Source organism: Pseudomonas sp. SHLD1 (genome assembly GCF_028640935.1).
Lineage (GTDB): Bacteria > Pseudomonadota > Gammaproteobacteria > Pseudomonadales > Pseudomonadaceae > Chryseomonas > Chryseomonas aestiva.
Genome location: NZ_JAQZAD010000027.1, coordinates 35,284 through 51,042, shown reverse-complemented (window position 1 = coordinate 51,042; position 15,759 = coordinate 35,284). Strand labels below are relative to the sequence as shown.

Annotated in this window: 22 protein-coding genes; 19 read left to right on the top strand and 3 right to left on the bottom strand. The window is 60.5% G+C overall.

Annotation, left to right across the window (positions count from 1 at the left end; genetic code table 11):
- Positions 1-84: 84 nt before the first annotated feature.
- From PVZ77_RS19320 to PVZ77_RS19305, 4 genes are all read left to right on the top strand, one after another.
- Positions 85-507: a hypothetical protein gene (locus tag PVZ77_RS19320; protein ID WP_273808372.1), complete on the top strand. Its 423-nt coding sequence runs from the start codon at positions 85-87 to the stop codon at positions 505-507.
- 219 nt (positions 508-726) lie between these two features.
- On the top strand, positions 727-1,482 hold the full coding sequence (locus PVZ77_RS19315) for a hypothetical protein (RefSeq protein ID WP_273808373.1): 756 nt from the start codon (positions 727-729) through the stop codon (positions 1,480-1,482).
- A gap of 85 nt (positions 1,483-1,567) precedes the next feature.
- Complete coding sequence (locus PVZ77_RS19310; RefSeq protein ID WP_273808375.1) at positions 1,568-2,050, top strand: hypothetical protein; 483 nt, start codon at positions 1,568-1,570, stop codon at positions 2,048-2,050.
- 341 nt (positions 2,051-2,391) lie between these two features.
- Positions 2,392-2,757, top strand: a complete 366-nt coding sequence (locus PVZ77_RS19305; protein WP_273808376.1) for a hypothetical protein — start codon at positions 2,392-2,394, stop codon at positions 2,755-2,757.
- A gap of 129 nt (positions 2,758-2,886) precedes the next feature.
- On the opposite strand, the gene PVZ77_RS19300 is transcribed toward PVZ77_RS19305, so the two are convergent.
- Complete coding sequence (locus PVZ77_RS19300) at positions 2,887-3,336, bottom strand: GNAT family N-acetyltransferase (protein ID WP_273808377.1); 450 nt, start codon at positions 3,334-3,336, stop codon at positions 2,887-2,889.
- A gap of 404 nt (positions 3,337-3,740) precedes the next feature.
- Between PVZ77_RS19300 and PVZ77_RS19295 the strand changes: the two genes are divergently transcribed.
- The 15 genes from PVZ77_RS19295 to PVZ77_RS19225 all read left to right on the top strand — a co-directional run bounded on the left by PVZ77_RS19295 (position 3,741) and on the right by PVZ77_RS19225 (position 14,560).
- On the top strand, positions 3,741-4,196 hold the full coding sequence (locus tag PVZ77_RS19295; protein ID WP_273808378.1) for a hypothetical protein: 456 nt from the start codon (positions 3,741-3,743) through the stop codon (positions 4,194-4,196).
- Positions 4,197-4,395: 199 nt separating this feature from the next.
- Positions 4,396-4,659, top strand: a complete 264-nt coding sequence (locus tag PVZ77_RS19290; protein ID WP_273808379.1) for a hypothetical protein — start codon at positions 4,396-4,398, stop codon at positions 4,657-4,659.
- A gap of 282 nt (positions 4,660-4,941) precedes the next feature.
- On the top strand, positions 4,942-5,283 hold the full coding sequence (locus PVZ77_RS19285; protein ID WP_273808380.1) for a hypothetical protein: 342 nt from the start codon (positions 4,942-4,944) through the stop codon (positions 5,281-5,283).
- A 59-nt stretch (positions 5,284-5,342) separates the two neighbouring features.
- Positions 5,343-5,849: a hypothetical protein gene (locus PVZ77_RS19280; RefSeq protein WP_273808382.1), complete on the top strand. Its 507-nt coding sequence runs from the start codon at positions 5,343-5,345 to the stop codon at positions 5,847-5,849.
- Positions 5,850-5,917: 68 nt separating this feature from the next.
- Positions 5,918-6,802 carry a DNA adenine modification methylase gene (locus tag PVZ77_RS19275; protein WP_273808383.1) on the top strand — a complete coding sequence of 295 codons (885 nt, stop codon included), beginning with the start codon at positions 5,918-5,920 and terminating at the stop codon, positions 6,800-6,802.
- A gap of 498 nt (positions 6,803-7,300) precedes the next feature.
- Complete coding sequence (locus tag PVZ77_RS19270) at positions 7,301-7,441, top strand: hypothetical protein (protein ID WP_156522274.1); 141 nt, start codon at positions 7,301-7,303, stop codon at positions 7,439-7,441.
- Positions 7,442-7,709: 268 nt separating this feature from the next.
- Positions 7,710-8,006 (top strand): hypothetical protein, encoded by a 297-nt coding sequence (locus PVZ77_RS19265; RefSeq protein ID WP_064307007.1) that lies wholly within the window; start codon positions 7,710-7,712, stop codon positions 8,004-8,006.
- A gap of 62 nt (positions 8,007-8,068) precedes the next feature.
- Positions 8,069-8,716: a hypothetical protein gene (locus tag PVZ77_RS19260; RefSeq protein ID WP_273808384.1), complete on the top strand. Its 648-nt coding sequence runs from the start codon at positions 8,069-8,071 to the stop codon at positions 8,714-8,716.
- 148 nt (positions 8,717-8,864) lie between these two features.
- Positions 8,865-9,158 carry a hypothetical protein gene (locus tag PVZ77_RS19255; protein ID WP_064307005.1) on the top strand — a complete coding sequence of 98 codons (294 nt, stop codon included), beginning with the start codon at positions 8,865-8,867 and terminating at the stop codon, positions 9,156-9,158.
- A gap of 211 nt (positions 9,159-9,369) precedes the next feature.
- Positions 9,370-9,510, top strand: coding sequence for a hypothetical protein (locus PVZ77_RS19250; RefSeq protein WP_156522273.1), 141 nt, complete (start codon positions 9,370-9,372; stop codon positions 9,508-9,510).
- Between the two features lie 726 nt (positions 9,511-10,236).
- The gene (locus PVZ77_RS19245; protein ID WP_273808385.1) at positions 10,237-11,034 is read left to right on the top strand and encodes a hypothetical protein; all 798 of its coding nucleotides are present in this window, start codon (positions 10,237-10,239) and stop codon (positions 11,032-11,034) included.
- Positions 11,035-11,173: 139 nt separating this feature from the next.
- Entirely contained in the window at positions 11,174-12,307 is a 1,134-nt protein-coding gene (locus PVZ77_RS19240) for a DUF7146 domain-containing protein (protein ID WP_273808386.1), read from the top strand.
- A complete protein-coding gene (locus PVZ77_RS19235; RefSeq protein WP_273808387.1) occupies positions 12,304-12,594 on the top strand; it encodes a hypothetical protein in 291 nt (96 codons plus the stop codon). The genes PVZ77_RS19240 and PVZ77_RS19235 overlap by 4 nt, the downstream gene beginning before the upstream one ends.
- 612 nt (positions 12,595-13,206) lie before the next feature.
- Entirely contained in the window at positions 13,207-14,037 is an 831-nt protein-coding gene (locus PVZ77_RS19230; RefSeq protein WP_273808388.1) for a transglycosylase SLT domain-containing protein, read from the top strand.
- An 82-nt stretch (positions 14,038-14,119) separates the two neighbouring features.
- Positions 14,120-14,560, top strand: coding sequence for a hypothetical protein (locus PVZ77_RS19225; protein ID WP_273808389.1), 441 nt, complete (start codon positions 14,120-14,122; stop codon positions 14,558-14,560).
- Between the two features lie 54 nt (positions 14,561-14,614).
- Here PVZ77_RS19225 and PVZ77_RS19220 read toward each other — a convergent pair whose 3' ends face one another.
- A complete protein-coding gene (locus PVZ77_RS19220; RefSeq protein WP_273808390.1) occupies positions 14,615-15,181 on the bottom strand; it encodes a GNAT family N-acetyltransferase in 567 nt (188 codons plus the stop codon).
- Positions 15,178-15,744, bottom strand: coding sequence for an RNA polymerase sigma factor (locus PVZ77_RS19215; RefSeq protein ID WP_273808431.1), 567 nt, complete (start codon positions 15,742-15,744; stop codon positions 15,178-15,180). The genes PVZ77_RS19220 and PVZ77_RS19215 overlap by 4 nt, the downstream gene beginning before the upstream one ends.
- Positions 15,745-15,759 lie beyond the last annotated feature (15 nt).

The following is a 15,759-nucleotide window of genomic DNA, read 5'->3' as shown; positions in this document are numbered from 1 at the left end:
TACCAACCGCCTAACGGCGGACAACCCACCAGGGGACATACCCCCCTGGTGGGGGGTGTGTCTCCTCCTAACCGGAGGCATACCATGCAACTTGCGCTTTCTTTCACTGAAAGCTCGTTTTGCGAATTTCCCTTACCGCAGGGCTTGCCCAGGCCGCGGGTCAAACGGGCGCCTCGCAAGACGAACACTGCGGTTGATATCGAGCAGCTGTATTTCGACCTGCTGGCCATTCCGGACAGCGAGGTCGACACCTACGTCTGGACTGACGCAGACATCGATCGCGTTCGCGAATACATGCTGCATCACGCGCTGGGCGTTCTGCTGGACCGGCGCAATTCGCTGGCATCTCGGCAGGAGCATTGGGCTTGGGTGATGGACGAGGAAGACTTCGGTCCCTTCTCGTTCAAAACCCTGGCCTACTTCGCCGGCGTCGACAGTGAGTTGCTGCGCGAGGGGTTGGTTCGAACCCTCACCAAGCACCAGGTCCTTGAGCAACTGACGGCTTGATTGCTTGACACCTCCCCCCTCACCGGGGGAGGCTTTTTCTCGAGTCTTATGGGCAGAGCGCCTGGCTGCGCCGATCAGATTCTCCTCGACCTCTGGTGGTCGAGAGATACCCAGCTGGAGGTTTCCAGCACCTATCGTTCCGGTCCGTCCGGAGCATCACACCCTTGGGGGCACGTTCCCCCTCGGGGTGACGTGTCTCCTCTCTACGAGGAGTTCACCATGCGTTATCAACCCACCCAGTCACCTGTGGTCGATGCACTGCTGTTTCCCTATCGTGCTCCGGAGGCTTATCGCACCCGGGCGGATTACGAGCAGCTTGATCGGCTTCAGCGTGAAGCACTGCAGGACCGGCAGCGCGAATTCGCGCAGCGCCTTCACGGGGTCATGCAAGACGGGCCGTGCTCGCTGCGAAGCTTCCCTTCGCCAGCAGCCGATACCACCTGGCAGGATTTGCCGCGGTTCCATCACGCTGCGCAGTTCATCCCGTTTGAAAGGTCGACCCCGGCTGCCGGGCAGGACTATTTCGCGGCGCCGCCGGCGAGCCTTGCTGACTATGAGGGCTTCGACGTCGGCGAGGATCTGCCGGTACCCGCTGAGTCACCTGCTGTCCCGCTCAAGGCGGAGCGGCGGGCGACGGCATCGGCGGCGTCCTCGGACGTCATCGACTGGTCCGACGCAAAGGAAGGGGTAGTCAAGCGGCATGGCCGCTATCGCTATCGGTTCGAAAGGAATTCCTCATTCTCCTACCTGGTTCGCTTGAATACTGGTGGGGACGTGTGGGGAATCGAGCTGCAGCAAGTCGTCAATGAGCTGAACATCGAGGTTGGTGATCGGGTGCAGCTCAAGCGCATGGGAAAGGAAACTGTCGAAGTCGACGAGAAAATCCTCGACGCCGATGGCAACCCGACCGGCACACGCAAGAAGCACGTCACGCGCACCATCTGGCGTGGCCGCATCCTGCAAAAGCACGCCTGATCGCCGCCGGCGACTCCGGCATCAACCTATCCTGAGCGGGCCACTCCCGCGGGGGAGGGGCCGCTCTCTTCATAGGAGCTTCCCCATGACGACTACCCAAACCGTGCCTTCTACTGAGCTCGCGCGAACCATGCTCAACCTTCGGGTGCGCTGGCGCTCGAGCTACCAAGGCCGCCATTCGTTCGACTGCGTTTTGGACGGCGCATCTTGCCGGTTTGAGGTTCAGACCGAGCGCAGGATCCGCGATACTTACTCGAACCTGTCACCTGAAGAATTCGAGCGAGACGTCAACGGGTCGGTCGGCCTGGTGCACTGCGGTTTACCGCTGTCGCTCGAAGCCGTTGCCGGGTTCAACCGGTCACGCTACGACGAATACAAGGCGCAGATCGATCTGATCCTGGCCCAGCCGGAGAAGTATGGCGACTACACGCCGGAGCCTTTTCGGATTTACCTCGGCGGGGTGTGGAGTAAGGAGGCCGGCTGGTCTCGCCTCCACACGTTCAATGAGGTGCTAGCGCTCAGCGGTATCCCAGCTAGTGAAGCGGTAGACGGTACGCAACATCCTTAACCCACTGCGGGATCACCCCGCACTGGGATGGTCCCGCTCCCACCCAGGAGCAAAACCATGAATACCCATCAAGCCCTGCTGGTCTGTCAGCTGCTACTCAAGCGTGCAGGTTCGCGCGTGCGCCTACGGCAGCCCTCGCATTGCGGGACCGATTTCTGGTCCTTCACCGTCGTCGGCCGTGGTCGCCTCGGCAACCGCATCGTGGTCCCGTTCGTTCATAGCTTCCAAGCTATCGGATCCTGGGAATCCTCGATCAGACGGGCCGCAACGCTCGTTGGGGCGGCCTTGGCCAGGCGCTCACCGGATGCCGCCAGCTGGCGCACTACGGTGACATCGGCCAAGTGGTCGTCCGTTTCGGACAGCCTACGCTGCTCAAGGAGTATCACCTGGGCTCGCCCGAGGTGATCCCCAGGCTGTCGCCGACGCTGCGCAAGCTGCTCACGACGGCGCCCGCGGCCGATCAGCTGATCGTGCGGGACCGCAACACCGGTGACGACCTGGTCACCAGCACACTGCCCGGGGAGGACGTCGCTCAGCTGCTGAGCAGCTGCCTCGCCGGCGCCGCGGTTGCAGCGCCTGGGAACGCCTCCCAGCTGATCGCTGAGTATGGTTCGGACCTGTGCTTAGGCACCGGGACTGATCGCGGGATGCTGCTATCCCGAGAGACGCTGCGGCGGACGCGTTCCGCCCTGCTGACTGTTGCGTGACACACCTGCCCCCACCCCGGGGGCAGGCCTTCTACCGAGTCTTTTGAGCAAGCCAAGGCTTGCTGAGCAGACTTCTCCGTCATCGATGTCGGTGCCGCGAAAGCCAACTGGCGCCTGGTTGGCGTAACACTAACCCTTCAATCCGCAGGGGGCGGCCCAGCACATTTCAATGTGCGTTTCGGACTCGCCTATGCGTAGAAATCCCAAGCGCTCATACAACCTGCGTGCGGATGGGTTTGTACGAAAAACACTGAGCATCAATGGCACCTTACGGGCGGAAGCATGCGATTGAAGCTGTCGCAACAGTTCGGTGCCGATGCCTCGACCTTGAAAGGCTTCTGATAGAGCAATGTTCTGTATGTAAACCTGATCATCTTCATCCAGGACCTGAGTGTATCCCGCTATAACGCCGTCCTCCTCAACGACGGATGTGTCGGCGTTTTCGCATTCGGATGAAAAATTTTGACGTTGCCAGGCTTCATTCCAGCCCCACAATTTTTCGATGTGGCACCGAAAGACTGACCTGTGTATATCGAAGAGTGCTGGCTGATCACCGGTAGTTGCCTGTCGAACATTCATGAATACGAATATCCTATTCTGGTGAAGCTTTTTTATCATAATGCAGGCGGGCATCAGCGTCCGTTACGGCCTTGTGTTTATCCAGGAGTTTAAATGGCTATCCGTTGAGTTTGGTTTCGGGCCTTTGCTTAGGGACCGGGACCGACCGCGGGATGCTGCTATCCCGAGAGACGCTGCGGCGGACGCGTTCCGCCCTGCTGACCGTTGCGTGACACACCTGCCCCCACCCGGGGGCGGGCCTCCTACCGAGTCTTTTGAGCAAGCAAGGGCTTGCTGAGCAGACTTCGCCGGTATCGATGTCGATAGCGGGAAAGCCAGCTGACGCCTAGTCAGCACACCACCAACCCAGCGCGGGGCTACATGATCCCGCGTGGGGATCATGGCCTCGCTCCAAGGAGCAGACCATGAACGATCGTACCCTTCACACCCTCATCGCCGCTCTGCGTCTCTGGCAGCTGCACGAGGGCCAGCATCCATCGCCTTTGGTTGATGTGGCCAGCAACGACGGTGAGGTCGACCCGCTCTCCTCGAAGGAGATCGATGACCTCATCGAGAATCGCCTGAATGTCGGCGGCGCCGACCAGGATTCCTGGTTGAGCGTAAAAAGGGAGGGATTTGGTGTCGCTGTCCTCTTGGACGATGGCAAGCCGACCCTCATCCAAGCCACCGGCCTGCCGGCGGGTGCGCGCGTGCAGGTTTTCAACGAGGTCAACCTCGAGCACCTGAGCCTGTATGGCCCTGAGGAGTTGAGCACGCTCGTGTTGCCCACCGGCAACAACCGCATCTACGTCAAAGACGTCACGCCTGAGCTGGAACAGATAGGCAGCGTCGACGACCTGATGCATCTCGCAACGCGCTAGGTCTGGCGCGCCTATGCGCGTGCAGGAGGCCTTGCCTCTCATGCGTAGCGCCGGCTGCAGCTACACCCAATACCCCGATCGCGTGATGAGCGTGATCGGCTAATTCAGCGCGTCCTCTCCGGCGTGTTCTGAGAGTCAACCCTAGCGGGCATTCATGCCCGCTAGGGGCGTGCGTGCCCGCCTCTTTCGAGGTGCATGCATGACCATCATTCTTCAAGCTGCAAGGCTATTGGGACCACGCCAAATCGGCCGACGCGCAAGCGTCACCACCGATACGATGAAGATCCTGCTCTGGGAGCTTTCGGACGGTGCGGTTCTGGAGCTTCACCGCGAGGTGGTCCCCGGAAAGCGGCCGCGCTTCACCCTGGTCCGAGAGCGCGGCGATGGCTTCGACGCCCTGCTGGTGTATTACGAACGCGGGCACGCCCGGGTATTCAGCCCCAACCGCTACGCAGCTGCGTAGACCTTTCCCCTCTGGCCGCCTCGGCGTCCAGAGGGGGCTTTGCTGGCATTGGCCCAGCCGCTTCGCTATAGTCGGAGCGCGCATCGACGCCTGAGCTGGCAGCCCAGCACCCTTCCTGATCCGTTCGAGATGGCTTTCCCAAGCCCAGCTTGCGAAAGCGATCTTTTCTGTCCCCGCATGTGCGGTGGCAGATTCCTCAGCTGACCTGGTCAGCACCTCACCCACCTGCGGGGCTACTGGCCCTGCAGGGCCATAGCCTCGCTTCACTCTGGAGCGATCGGCATGAACCTCTACCACTGCACGTTTGAAATGGCTGATTACCGGGTGACCGCCCAGGTAGCTGGTCTGAGCACGGTCGACGCGGCAAGGCGCTTCGTCGTGTCTCCCTTCGGCAAGCGGCTATTTCGCCACATTGCACCGCGAGCATCGGCGGCCGGCGCCATCATCGGTTTCTTCGATGGTAGCCGGTACGTGATGGCCTTGCCGCTGTGGCGCACCGCGGCGCGTGATCAGTTCGGCAAGCCTCGGTGCCTCGTCTCGGCCTGGAGCCTCACGACTCAGGCCGTCGACGACCTCTGCTTCGATGCTTCGGCGGTTGCCCGTCGCAGCGTCTGTGTTTCCTAACCCCCTGGGTGGCCACGTCCCCCTCGGGGCATGGCCACCTCCTACTCCTGGAGATAGTCATGAACAAAAAGTTTTGCTGTGCCATTTACTCGAAAGGCCTGACCGTGATGGACGAGGTCCTAGCTGCCAACCCGCGGGCTGCTGCGTCCCGCTTTCTGAGCGATGAGCTCGGTAAGTTGGCCGCCGGGCGTGTAGCTATGGGAAATGTGGTTCTTGAGCGTATCCCAGACGATCCAGCCGCAGAGTGGGCGTTCGTGTGGGGTCCTTGTAAATCACCTGCCTCTTCAGAGGCCACTTGGTTTTTCAAGGTTGTCGCTGCAGACGTACCGCTGCGGACCAATGTGGTAGTTCGTCACACTAAGAATGGCGAGGTACTGCTTGAGGCTGACAATCCAGTCGACCTCTATTTTCTAGAAGACGGAGACAGTAACTGGTGTGGCGAATCCAGCCCAGACAGCTGTGTCTCTATAGATGACCGTGATCTCTATGTCAGACGCATGATGTGTGAGGCCACTGACATTACCGACCTACTGGAGGCCCTCGACCACGTGCCTTCCCGCAACTAATCAACAACTCAACCCTATCGGGGCATTACCCCCGATAGGGGGTGTGCCTCCTACAAACGGAGCACATCATGAAATTCCCAAACTCGATCCTGTCTTTCCCGGACCGTGGACCCTGGGGCAACAGCCGCTACCGCGGTAACTGCAGCGGCCACGTCATCCAAGGCTTCTTCGCCACCTATCACCGGCGCAAGGACGGCCTGGCGTTCGATCCCAGCATTGGCGGGGGCACCTCGGTCAAGGTGGCTCAGGAGATGGGGCTGCGTTTCAAAGGTACCGACCTGCACCAGGGCTTCAACCTGCTGCTGGATGATCTGCAGACGTTCCTGGGCGAGCAGGCACATTCGTGCTTCTGGCACCCGGCGTACCTGGACATGATCCAGTACAGCGGGAACGTCTGGGGTGAACCCAATCGGTGGGACATGAGCCGTATGGCGATGAGGGAGTTCGTTGAGGCGCTGGAGCTGGCCTTGATGAACATCCACGACGCGATGGAGCGCGGCGGTACCTACGGCATCTTGATGGGCAATCTGCGCCGGCAGGGGGAGTACTTCAATCTCTCCTCGCTGGTGGAGCGGGTCGCGCCCGGCAAGCTGATCGACGAGCTGATCAAGGCGCAGCACAACTGCGTCTCGGACCGGCGAACCTACAGCGGCAACGTCGTACGCATCGCGCACGAGAAGCTGCTGGTCTTTCGCAAGGAGCGCGGTTCACTGCACTTCCTGGCCAAGATCCAGCAGCGCGCTCAGGCCATGCAGGGCATCACCTGGCGCGCCGCGGTGCGTCGGTTGTTGCAGGGCGGAAAGACGCTGCACCTCAAGGAGATCAACACGCAGCTCGAGGCCTACGCGGCTACCCGGGCGAATAACCACTGGGAGGCCAAGATTCGGCAGGTCGTCCAGGACGAGCGCTATTTCGAGCGCGTCGCGCATGGCACCTATCGACTCGCGGCATGACGATCTAGCCCCCTTCAGCCTGGCTGAAGGGGGCAGAGACCGCTTCGGCAAGAGCAGCTTGCTCAAGCGGTTTCAGGCAGACCCATGGTGGTCTGTTTTGAAAAGCTGGTACCACCAGCACTTACTAAACCGACGGGGTTTAACAACCCCGTCAGGGCGTTGTTATCCCGTCACAACCGGAGATAACAATGTTGAAAAAAATAGGTCTATTGGGCGCATTCGTCGCTCATGTGCTCGTAGGGGTGCTCTTCTTTCTGATACTGGCTTCGGCCGCTCTGCTGCTCGCTTGGTTTACTCACCAGGTCGGCACATTGGAATACGGAAGACCGCTCGTCCCTATCCTTACAGTGCTCGAAAAAGCGGTTCTCTATGGTGACTGTGCGTTTTTTCTGTGGTGGGTGATAAAATCCACTATCAAAGCGTGCAAGAACCTAGACTAAGATCAGTTGATGGGTTGCCTAGCAGCCCTTTAATAGGACATCACCAGAGGAAACAGCTATGAGTGAGTTCATTCGTGGCTTCAAGCGCGGCGCAAGAGAGACCATGTACGGCTATTGGGCGCCCGCCGTGGCTTTGTGGAGACTGCTGTCGAGCACGACGGACGATCTGATCCGGAAGGCTAACCAGGCAGAGAAATAGAGCTTTCCTTCTACATCGGCGGCGGTCCAGGCTTGCCTGCGCCGCTGCACCCGTTCCTGTTGCTGGGAACGCCGATGTCGATCTAGGGCCCTCGTGGCTCTGGATCGGCGGATCGGAAACCGTTTCGCAAAGCAGGCCTTTGCAAAGCGGTTTCAGCGTGGCCAGTGGTGGTCGCGTCGAAAGGCAGCTGATCCTCTATCAGCACACCGATAAACCCTGGCGGGAGCTCTCCCGCGGGGGACTGGTCTCGCCCTCTACCGGAGAGACCATGGAAGTTACCGCTCCCCACCTTGCGAACTATCTCTACTCAGGCTTCGTCTCGACGTTTTCCGACGTCGAGCGTGAACGGCTCTGCCAGGTGTATCCCTGGGCCAGAATCAACTTTGCCGAGGGTGAGGTGGATGTCCACACGAGCTTTCGCGCCCGCCTCACGGATGGGCGCACGTTGCTGTGTCTGTTCCCTGAGGCCCTTGGCGATCACGTGCTGATCGTCGACACCCCGATGGAGCTGCTCAAGCAGACCCTGATACCGCTCGTGTCCATCGAACGCATCATCTACTCATAACCCCACCCAGCCGGGCCTAGTCCCGGTAGGGACGCGGCCTGGCTCTACCAAGGAGCTAGACCATGAATCACGAAAACGCGGTACGTCCCTGCGCTGAAGCGGATGCCCTCAAGCTCGTGCAGTCGCTGCGCGCGCTCGACGCCAAACAGCTGCTGCAGGCCGCCATCGAACGAGGGCTGACCTTCGGTGACTGCATCAACGCTTTCGGTATGACGCCTGAGGAAAGCGTGTTCGTGAGCGCTGCGCAGGCAATGCCGGATGACGACGTCGAGTTCGATGACAGAACCGTTGTGTCGCGTAGCGAGCGGGGTGCATTCGTGCATTGCTGGCACTTCGTGTCGAATGCTGCGGCCGGTATTCCGGAGCCGTCGGAGATGCTGGAGGAGTTGCTTCGCTTCGCTTCCAGCATTGAACAGCCTCAAAGCATGCGATTGCAGATGTTGAGAGGAGCGATGGCGCAAGTCATGGAAGTCCTGGAAGACCAGCTCGACGAGCTTGAGGGCGTACCGTGTGAGGTCTCGCCCATGCGCATTGAGTTTGGCCCCTACGCTTTGGACACTCTCCCCTCGGCGCTCGTCATCGAGTTGGTGAGTGGTGCCAAACCCCAGGGATTCTCTCCGGTTCTCGCGGAGGCGCTGCTCAACTGGATCGAGCACCAGGGCAACCTGCTCGATCAGCTGGCGGCTGAGATGTTCGTAGCAGCGGCCTGAAGCCAGGCCGCGCTGTAAGAATCTTTCACGCGATCATGCGATCGGTGAAGACGATGTAGCTGAGCATCTTCCTTCAGCACTTCAACCCACCGCGGGGATCTCTGTCCCCGTGGGGCAGGGGTCTCTGCATTTTAGATGGAGGCCTGTTATGGGAGACCATAGCAAGAAAGACCCTGCTGTCCGCGTTCCCTGGTACCACCCACTGATGCACTTTGCCGGCCATAGCCTGGTCGGTACCGGCATCTTCCTCATCGTCGCCATGCCGGCGGTGCTGCTGGGATACCTGGTGCACAAGCTGCGGGAGTACAACGTCGCTGAGTTTACGCTCACGGTGCTGTTCTTCCTCGAGCACACCATCCTGGTGGTCGATGCTTTGCTGTTCCTGTCCTACCTGGGCTTCACGTCCTGGAAGGCATTCAAGGAGATCAAAGATGATCACTGAAGGCTCGAAGGTAAGAAGAGCGGTAGCGGAGTTCATCACGGCGGCTCGCGAGGCACCGCGCATCTACTTCGCTCCGTTACGCGGGGCTATAACCGGTGTCACCTTGCAGTGGCGACAGCTGCAAAACTGCCACCAAAACAGTGGCACAAAGCCGTTGTGATGGCACCAGCCCGGGCGTATGCTCGGGACATGTACTGGCGAGGAGCCGACCATGTTCCGACATCACCTGGTGCGTTTCTTCAAAACCTTCGCTGCTGAGTTCGTCAGCGCTGCCAAGCAGGCGCCGGCGATCTACTTCGCACCCCTGCGGGGCGCGATCAATGCGGTGAAGGCGCAAGCTCGTAAGGCTTGAGCGTAATTTTGGCCAGCCTCCCTTCCGGAAGGCTGAGCTTTCACCGATAGACGTATCAGCGGGCCGCAAGGCCTTTCCTCACGGGACTTCTGCTCCCGATGGGGGCAGGGTCCCTCCCAACCAGGAGGTGCACCATGGCCGAGATCATCAATCTGGTGATTGTCGTTCTCGATCTGCTTCTCTGAAGCGATCGCTCAAGCGAGTCCCCGCCCATGCGGCGGGGCTTGCCTTGAGTCTACTGCGGAGTGCCCCTCAGGCAGCCCACAGTAGATTCTCGATGGCGCCATGGTGCGCCTTCGTGATGCAGCAGCTGAGCTCTTCAGCACCGGCCTTTCGTTCTGATTGGCCAACCCCTAACCCGCGCGGGATTCCTCCCCGTCGGGGCTGGATTCCGTGCTTGCCGGAGATCCAGAAATGTCTATTCGCTCTATCCTGATCCACTGATGGGCCACTGGCGTTTTGCTGGTGCCTGTCACCTTGAGTCGGCTAGGTCTGCATAGCTCCTCTCACAACCCGCCCGGGGTCCATCCCCGTCGGGGCCGGATTCCGTGCTTGCCGGAGATCCAGAAATGTCCATTCGCTCTAACCCGATCCATTAGTGGTCCGCCGGCGCTCTGCTGACAACCATCACCTTTGAGTTTGCTGCGCTTGTGCAGCACCTCTTTTCAACCCGCGCGGGCTTCGTCCCCGTCGGGGCCGGACTCCGCGCTTACCGGAGATCCAGGAATGTCTATCAACACCGCGCTTACCACCATGATGGCTCGCCAGCTCGAAAAGCTTGGCTACCCGTCCGACGACGTGCGCTTTTCCCTCGGCTACTGCCAGGGCGATGGCGCAAGCTTCACCGGTACGCTCGACATCGAAAAGCTTGGCCCGCGCCTGGTACCGGAGATCCTTCCGGCGATCTGGAGCGAGCTCAAGGAAAACGCTGATCAGGATGAGGAGCTCACGCTGTCTCGAGGTCCAGATCACTATGTACACGAGCGATCAACGTCCTTGAGTGAGTCTGCGCGCAGCGTCGAAGGCACTGCCGCGGACGTCTATGGCAGCCCGACGCACAAGGTGGCCTTCTACCGCTTTATGAAGGCGCTGGAGGAGGATGTCGTGTCCACCGGAGCGATGCTAGCGCGCATGGGCTATTCGCTCTCTGAGTGCTACATCGAGGAAACCGAGGATTTGCGGATCTTCAAGCTCGATCGCTTTCGCGTGGAGCTCAGCGCCTTCAAGGACCCGTCCTACGATCCTTTCGAGTCGGAAACGACGAATGAGGAGCTCGATGAGCGGATTACGCAGGTCCTGAAAGGAGATCTGCGCTTCTGTGCACTCGAGGCCAGAGTCTATCTGGTCACGAGCGACGGGGAGGGTGGCGACATCCTTCTCGCCGGCAAGCACGTCTACGGCGTGGAGCTTCCGGAGGGTCGGCGCGTTTGCAGCGCCGGCCGCGAGGTCATTCACGAAGCTATCGATACTGCCCGTCAGTATCTCAACTCGCTGTCCCTACCGCGCCTGCGGCAGGCAGCCTGATCCAACCAACCCCAGGGGGGCTTATCCCCCTCTGGGGGCGAAGTCTCTCTGGACCACTCCCCAGCGCCGGGGCTTCCCCAAGCTCCCGTCTCGGGGGGTTCGGGAAGCCCCGGTGCTGGGCTTTACCTGGAGGTCCATGATGAGAAATTTGAAAGCGAGTGTGGTGCGTGACGCGGCAAAGGTGCGGGGCTGGGATTCCATCTTGGAGGATCTGTGCCCTGAGATCGATGCACGCGCATTCAGCAAGGTGGGGCGCCATGTCGCCTGTCCTGTGCACGGCAAGACCGGACGCAAGGGGGATGGCTTCCGCTTCTTCCGCAAGGATTTTCACGAGTCCGGCGGCGGGATCTGCAACAGCTGCGGTGCGTTCCCGGACGGGTTCGCGCTGCTGCAGTGGCTCAAGGGTATCGACTTCGCCGATGCGGTATCGCTGGTGGGTGACCGCCTGGATATCCGCTCTACCGACGACGAGAACGTGCAGGAGCGTGTCAATCGCCAGAGTCTGCCTCAGCTTCAAGCCCGGCGCGAGGCCGCGGCGGCGAAGCAGGCGGAGGAGGACACGATGCTGCGCAACCGGCTGAACAAGATGTGGGCGGAGACCATCCCGCTGACTCATCCTGATGCCGAACCCGCGCGGCTGTACCTGGCCAGCCGCAAGATCCTGATCTGGGATCGCAGCGGCCTCGAAGGCACGGTGCGGTTTCACCGGGGCCTGGCCAGCCACAATGAAGATGGGCGCTTTGAAGGCGAGTACCCGGCGATCGTCGCCAAGGTCTCGAAGGCGAAGATGCCAATCACCCTGCACCGGCACTTTCTCACCGCCCGCGGCGAGAAAGCGCCAGTGGAGAACCCGAAGAAGATGTGCGCCTATCCCAGTGATCGTCAGGTCACCGGTGGCGCCATCTGCACCGGGCAATGGGATGCTCAGGTCGTCGACCTGTGCGAAGGCCTGGAGACCGCGTTTGCGATCGAAACAGGGATGGATCTTGCGGTTCGGGTTTACCCGGCGGTGAGCGCCACCTTGCTGGAAGCGTTTGAGCCTGGGCCGTCGACCAAGCTCGTCCGCATCTGGATCGACAAGGACCGGTCAGGTCGTGGAGAGGAAGCTGCCAAGGTACTGCGAAAGCGGCTTTGGGAGCGGAACATCCAGCTGCAGGTCTTCGTGCCGCCGCTGCCCATTCCGGACGGCGCCAAGGGCGTCGACTGGAATGATGTGCTGTTGCAGCTGGGGCGGATGGGCTTTCCGCAGTGGGCGAGGAGGGCAGTTGCGTGAGCAATTACCTCTTCGATCCGCGGATCGTGCCCACGGCGCCAGGCAGCCACGGTATCGACCCCTTTGCGCCGCCGGCGACGTTTGCCGGCGGCCCGGGGGAGTACCGCGCGCTGGTCAGGGAGCGGTACCGGGAGCATTACGGCCGGTACCGGATCCTGCTGCACGTAAGGGCCGCAGAGGAGGGTGCTGTATTGACCTTCCTCGGACCCTACGCCGCCGAGGCGCAGCTCATCATAAACACCTTGTTCGGTCAGACCGAGCACCCTGAAAGGGTCAGCGCACGCTGACCCTTTTTTTTCGCCTGGCGATCGGCCCAGGTGCCTTTCTATCTAAGAGGGAAAGGGTCCGCGATGGCAGCAGGCGCGATTAAAAGGACCGTATCACGCTCGCAATCAGGCGGTTGAAACCTGACGGCATGTAAAAAAGCCCATCCGACTGAGCGGTGCGAGCAATAACCCGTCGGCCCAAGGGGATTGTGTTCGGTCTGGTTCATAGCTGCTCGGAGACAGCGGAATCGAAGGACTCACAGTCTTTAAGGCAAGAAGTAGCTGTCCGTTGAAAGGAACTCATAAACGAGTTGCTACCACATAGGGCAAATCTACCGCTGCGACGACCTCACTGTGCGTGCTTGCCTTCTACGTAAATCGCTGAACTTCAAATGTCATCAGCTTATTTGCTGGATTCTGGCGGTTTTAGCGCTGACCGGTTGTCAGCATTCTACCGGCCCCGTGTCAAAAAGCTTCACTGGTCCGATTTGGACGCAAACGGTAAGGGAGCCTGCGAAGCTATCCAATGCTGCGCCAGACGAATCCGTTCGTGGCCCAAGCGGCGAAAGCTTGTGGCCTCGACTGCGTGATGGCTTCAAGCTTACGTCCTTGCGCCGGGACAACGACCGCATCGTGCGTCAGAGTCGCTGGCTCGACAGCAACCCTGGCTTCGTTCGCAGTGCCAGCCAGCAGGGCAGTCGCTATCTTTACTACATCGTCGAGCAGCTCGAGCAGCGAGGCATGCCTACCGAGCTGGCGTTGCTGCCGATGATCGAAAGCGGCTACAACCCTCAGGCTCTATCGCCCGCCCATGCCGCAGGGCTGTGGCAATTCATTCCATCCACCGGGGCGCATTTCGCGCTCACCCAGACGGCACTGTACGACGGGCGCCGCGATGTCACGGCTTCGACTCGGGCGGCGCTGGACTATCTATCGCGCCTGCACGGGCAATTTGGTGACTGGCTACTGGCCCTAGCTGCTTACAACGCGGGAGAGGGGCGGATTGCGAAGGCTATCCAGGCTAACCGCAGCAGAGGCTTGCCCAGTGATTACTGGAGTCTGTCGCTACCCAAGGAAACCCAGGACTACGTTCCACGTCTGCTGGCACTTGCGAATCTGATTGAGAAGCCGCTGGCCAGTACCGAGTTGCTCGCTGCGGTGCCAAACCGGCCGTACTTTACCCAGGTCCACGTCGAACCGGGGCTCGACTTGGCTGGTTTCGCCGCACGTGCTGGGGTAGCGGAAAAAGAATTGCACCAGCTGAACCCCGCCTATGTTTGGCACTTGGGGGTAGCGCCTCCGGCGACCTTACTCGTGCCCTCCACCCAGGGGGGGGCGTTGGTCGAGGTTACACATGAAGCGTTGCCGACCCTGGCCATGAAGCGAGACGTACCTGCGCTAGCCCCCTTGATTAAAATTTTCCCGCTCGACGGCGATGCTCCGGCACAGGTGGCCAGTCGGTAGCGGAGCCTGCCTCGACCTTGTCCGGGTGGGCAAGGGGCGCTTCCCGCCGCCATCCGCGGGATTCATCAACCTGGAGATGCTTATGGACGTCAACAGTCTGATCGGCAGCAACCTCAACACTGGCGCCATGTCGCTGTATGAGCAACCCAACGGCCAGGGTAATCAGGGCCTCAAGTTCGCCGTGTCCGACACCAACAACGGCTCTTCGCCGATCCGCTTCGGCGAAGCAGGCGCAGGCCTGCTGAACAATAGCGCGAGCTTCAATTCAGGAAACAGCGGACCAGGTAGCAACTCGCTGGATATCGGCAGCTTCATCGGCGACTTTCAGAAATCCATGGCCAGCTTGGCGGTCCAGGCCTTCCGGGCGATTGGCATGACCGATGACAAGATTGCCAACATGCTCGGTGTACAGGCTCTCCAGGATGCTGGGCCTGCTCAGAAGCCCCAGACCTACGATGTCTCCTCGCTGGCCAACAGCGGGCTCGACCAAGGGACGATGAAACAGCTCAACGATTTCATATAGCGCCTGGGTCGCCTCAGGCGTTGTCGATGGTTTCACCGACAACGCCTGAGCCGTTCAGCCCGCCATAAGGGCGTGCTCCTGCTCGGCTGCCTGCGGCTCCAGCGGGAGGCCGTAGAGCACCACGTCACGCCGCTGTTCCCCAAAGCGGGCAATGTCTGGGAATCGACCCCATAAGGTACCGCCGAGGCCCTGGGCGGTGCGGCGGCTGGCGTCGTTGTGCTCGATCACCCAACCAACTAGGGTTTCGAAGCCGTAGCGCTCGGCCAATACCACTGCGGCCCTTCCCATACGCAGGCCGAGCCCGGATCCCACGAGGTCGCTACGAACGTAGATAGACGCCTCGCCAGTCAGCCGACAGGCCTGACCGCCCCAGCTGAAGCGATTAACGCTCAACCAAGCGACCACTTCGCCGCCGCGCTCGCAGACATACACCGGTCCGCCCTCTTTAACGTAAAAGCTCACGAAGAAGGTCATTTCCTCCAGATTGAGGGGCCGCACGACCGGTGAGCTAACCCCGCTGAGGGCGGTCTCGTTGAATATTTCAGTCATCGTCGGCAGGTCGGCGGACGTGTAGGGGCGCAGGCCGCGAGGCAGTGCCAGATGGGTAATCGAGCGCTTCATACCCTGAGCTCTCCATAGACGTCACGTTTGAGTTGTTCGCGGGCTCGTGACAGGCGCGAGCGCACGGTGCCTATCGGCACGCCAAGGTACTCGGCGGTCTCTTGATAGCTGCCCTCGGACTCAATCGCGCGATGAAGGGTTTCTCGCATGTTGAACGGCAAGTCTTCCATGGCATCCAGGGTGCGGTTCAGAAGACAAAGATGTTCGCATTGCTGGCTGACATCCAAATCGTCGTTCCAGTGCAGAACGTCTTCCAACGGGCTGAGCTGAGGCTGGGCATAGAAGCGGCGAAAATGGTTGCGGATAAGGTTCAGCGCGATGCCGCACAGCCAGGTCTCCGGACGGGCCAGACCTGAGAACTTTTCGCGGTTGCGCCAGGCCTCTAGATAGGTCGACTGGACGATATCATCCGCGTCGGCCGCATTGAGGACGCGCTTGTGCACGAACGCGCGCAGTTTTTGGCGGTGCTCTGCAGCAAGCTGCTGGATCACAATAGTGGGCGATTCGCCGGAAGTGAAAGAAGGCGGAAGGCTGCTCACGAGAAATATCCTTTTTTGGCTCAGGAAGACCGAATTTCG

Bases quoted from the DNA above. Each gene is read 5' to 3' on its own strand.
- PVZ77_RS19285 (WP_273808380.1), top strand. From the start codon at position 4,942: ATGAACCTCTACCACTGCACGTTTGAAATGGCTGATTACCGGGTGACC.
- PVZ77_RS19220 (WP_273808390.1), bottom strand. From the start codon at position 15,181: ATGAAGCGCTCGATTACCCATCTGGCACTGCCTCGCGGCCTGCGCCCC.
- PVZ77_RS19250 (WP_156522273.1), top strand. From the start codon at position 9,370: ATGTTCCGACATCACCTGGTGCGTTTCTTCAAAACCTTCGCTGCTGAG.
- PVZ77_RS19225 (WP_273808389.1), top strand. From the start codon at position 14,120: ATGGACGTCAACAGTCTGATCGGCAGCAACCTCAACACTGGCGCCATG.
- PVZ77_RS19290 (WP_273808379.1), top strand. From the start codon at position 4,396: ATGACCATCATTCTTCAAGCTGCAAGGCTATTGGGACCACGCCAAATC.
- PVZ77_RS19245 (WP_273808385.1), top strand. From the start codon at position 10,237: ATGTCTATCAACACCGCGCTTACCACCATGATGGCTCGCCAGCTCGAA.
- PVZ77_RS19300 (WP_273808377.1), bottom strand. From the start codon at position 3,336: ATGAATGTTCGACAGGCAACTACCGGTGATCAGCCAGCACTCTTCGAT.
- PVZ77_RS19295 (WP_273808378.1), top strand. From the start codon at position 3,741: ATGAACGATCGTACCCTTCACACCCTCATCGCCGCTCTGCGTCTCTGG.
- PVZ77_RS19275 (WP_273808383.1), top strand. From the start codon at position 5,918: ATGAAATTCCCAAACTCGATCCTGTCTTTCCCGGACCGTGGACCCTGG.
- PVZ77_RS19240 (WP_273808386.1), top strand. From the start codon at position 11,174: ATGAGAAATTTGAAAGCGAGTGTGGTGCGTGACGCGGCAAAGGTGCGG.
- PVZ77_RS19260 (WP_273808384.1), top strand. From the start codon at position 8,069: ATGAATCACGAAAACGCGGTACGTCCCTGCGCTGAAGCGGATGCCCTC.
- PVZ77_RS19265 (WP_064307007.1), top strand. From the start codon at position 7,710: ATGGAAGTTACCGCTCCCCACCTTGCGAACTATCTCTACTCAGGCTTC.
- PVZ77_RS19270 (WP_156522274.1), top strand. From the start codon at position 7,301: ATGAGTGAGTTCATTCGTGGCTTCAAGCGCGGCGCAAGAGAGACCATG.
- PVZ77_RS19255 (WP_064307005.1), top strand. From the start codon at position 8,865: ATGGGAGACCATAGCAAGAAAGACCCTGCTGTCCGCGTTCCCTGGTAC.
- PVZ77_RS19280 (WP_273808382.1), top strand. From the start codon at position 5,343: ATGAACAAAAAGTTTTGCTGTGCCATTTACTCGAAAGGCCTGACCGTG.
- PVZ77_RS19310 (WP_273808375.1), top strand. From the start codon at position 1,568: ATGACGACTACCCAAACCGTGCCTTCTACTGAGCTCGCGCGAACCATG.
- PVZ77_RS19320 (WP_273808372.1), top strand. From the start codon at position 85: ATGCAACTTGCGCTTTCTTTCACTGAAAGCTCGTTTTGCGAATTTCCC.
- PVZ77_RS19315 (WP_273808373.1), top strand. From the start codon at position 727: ATGCGTTATCAACCCACCCAGTCACCTGTGGTCGATGCACTGCTGTTT.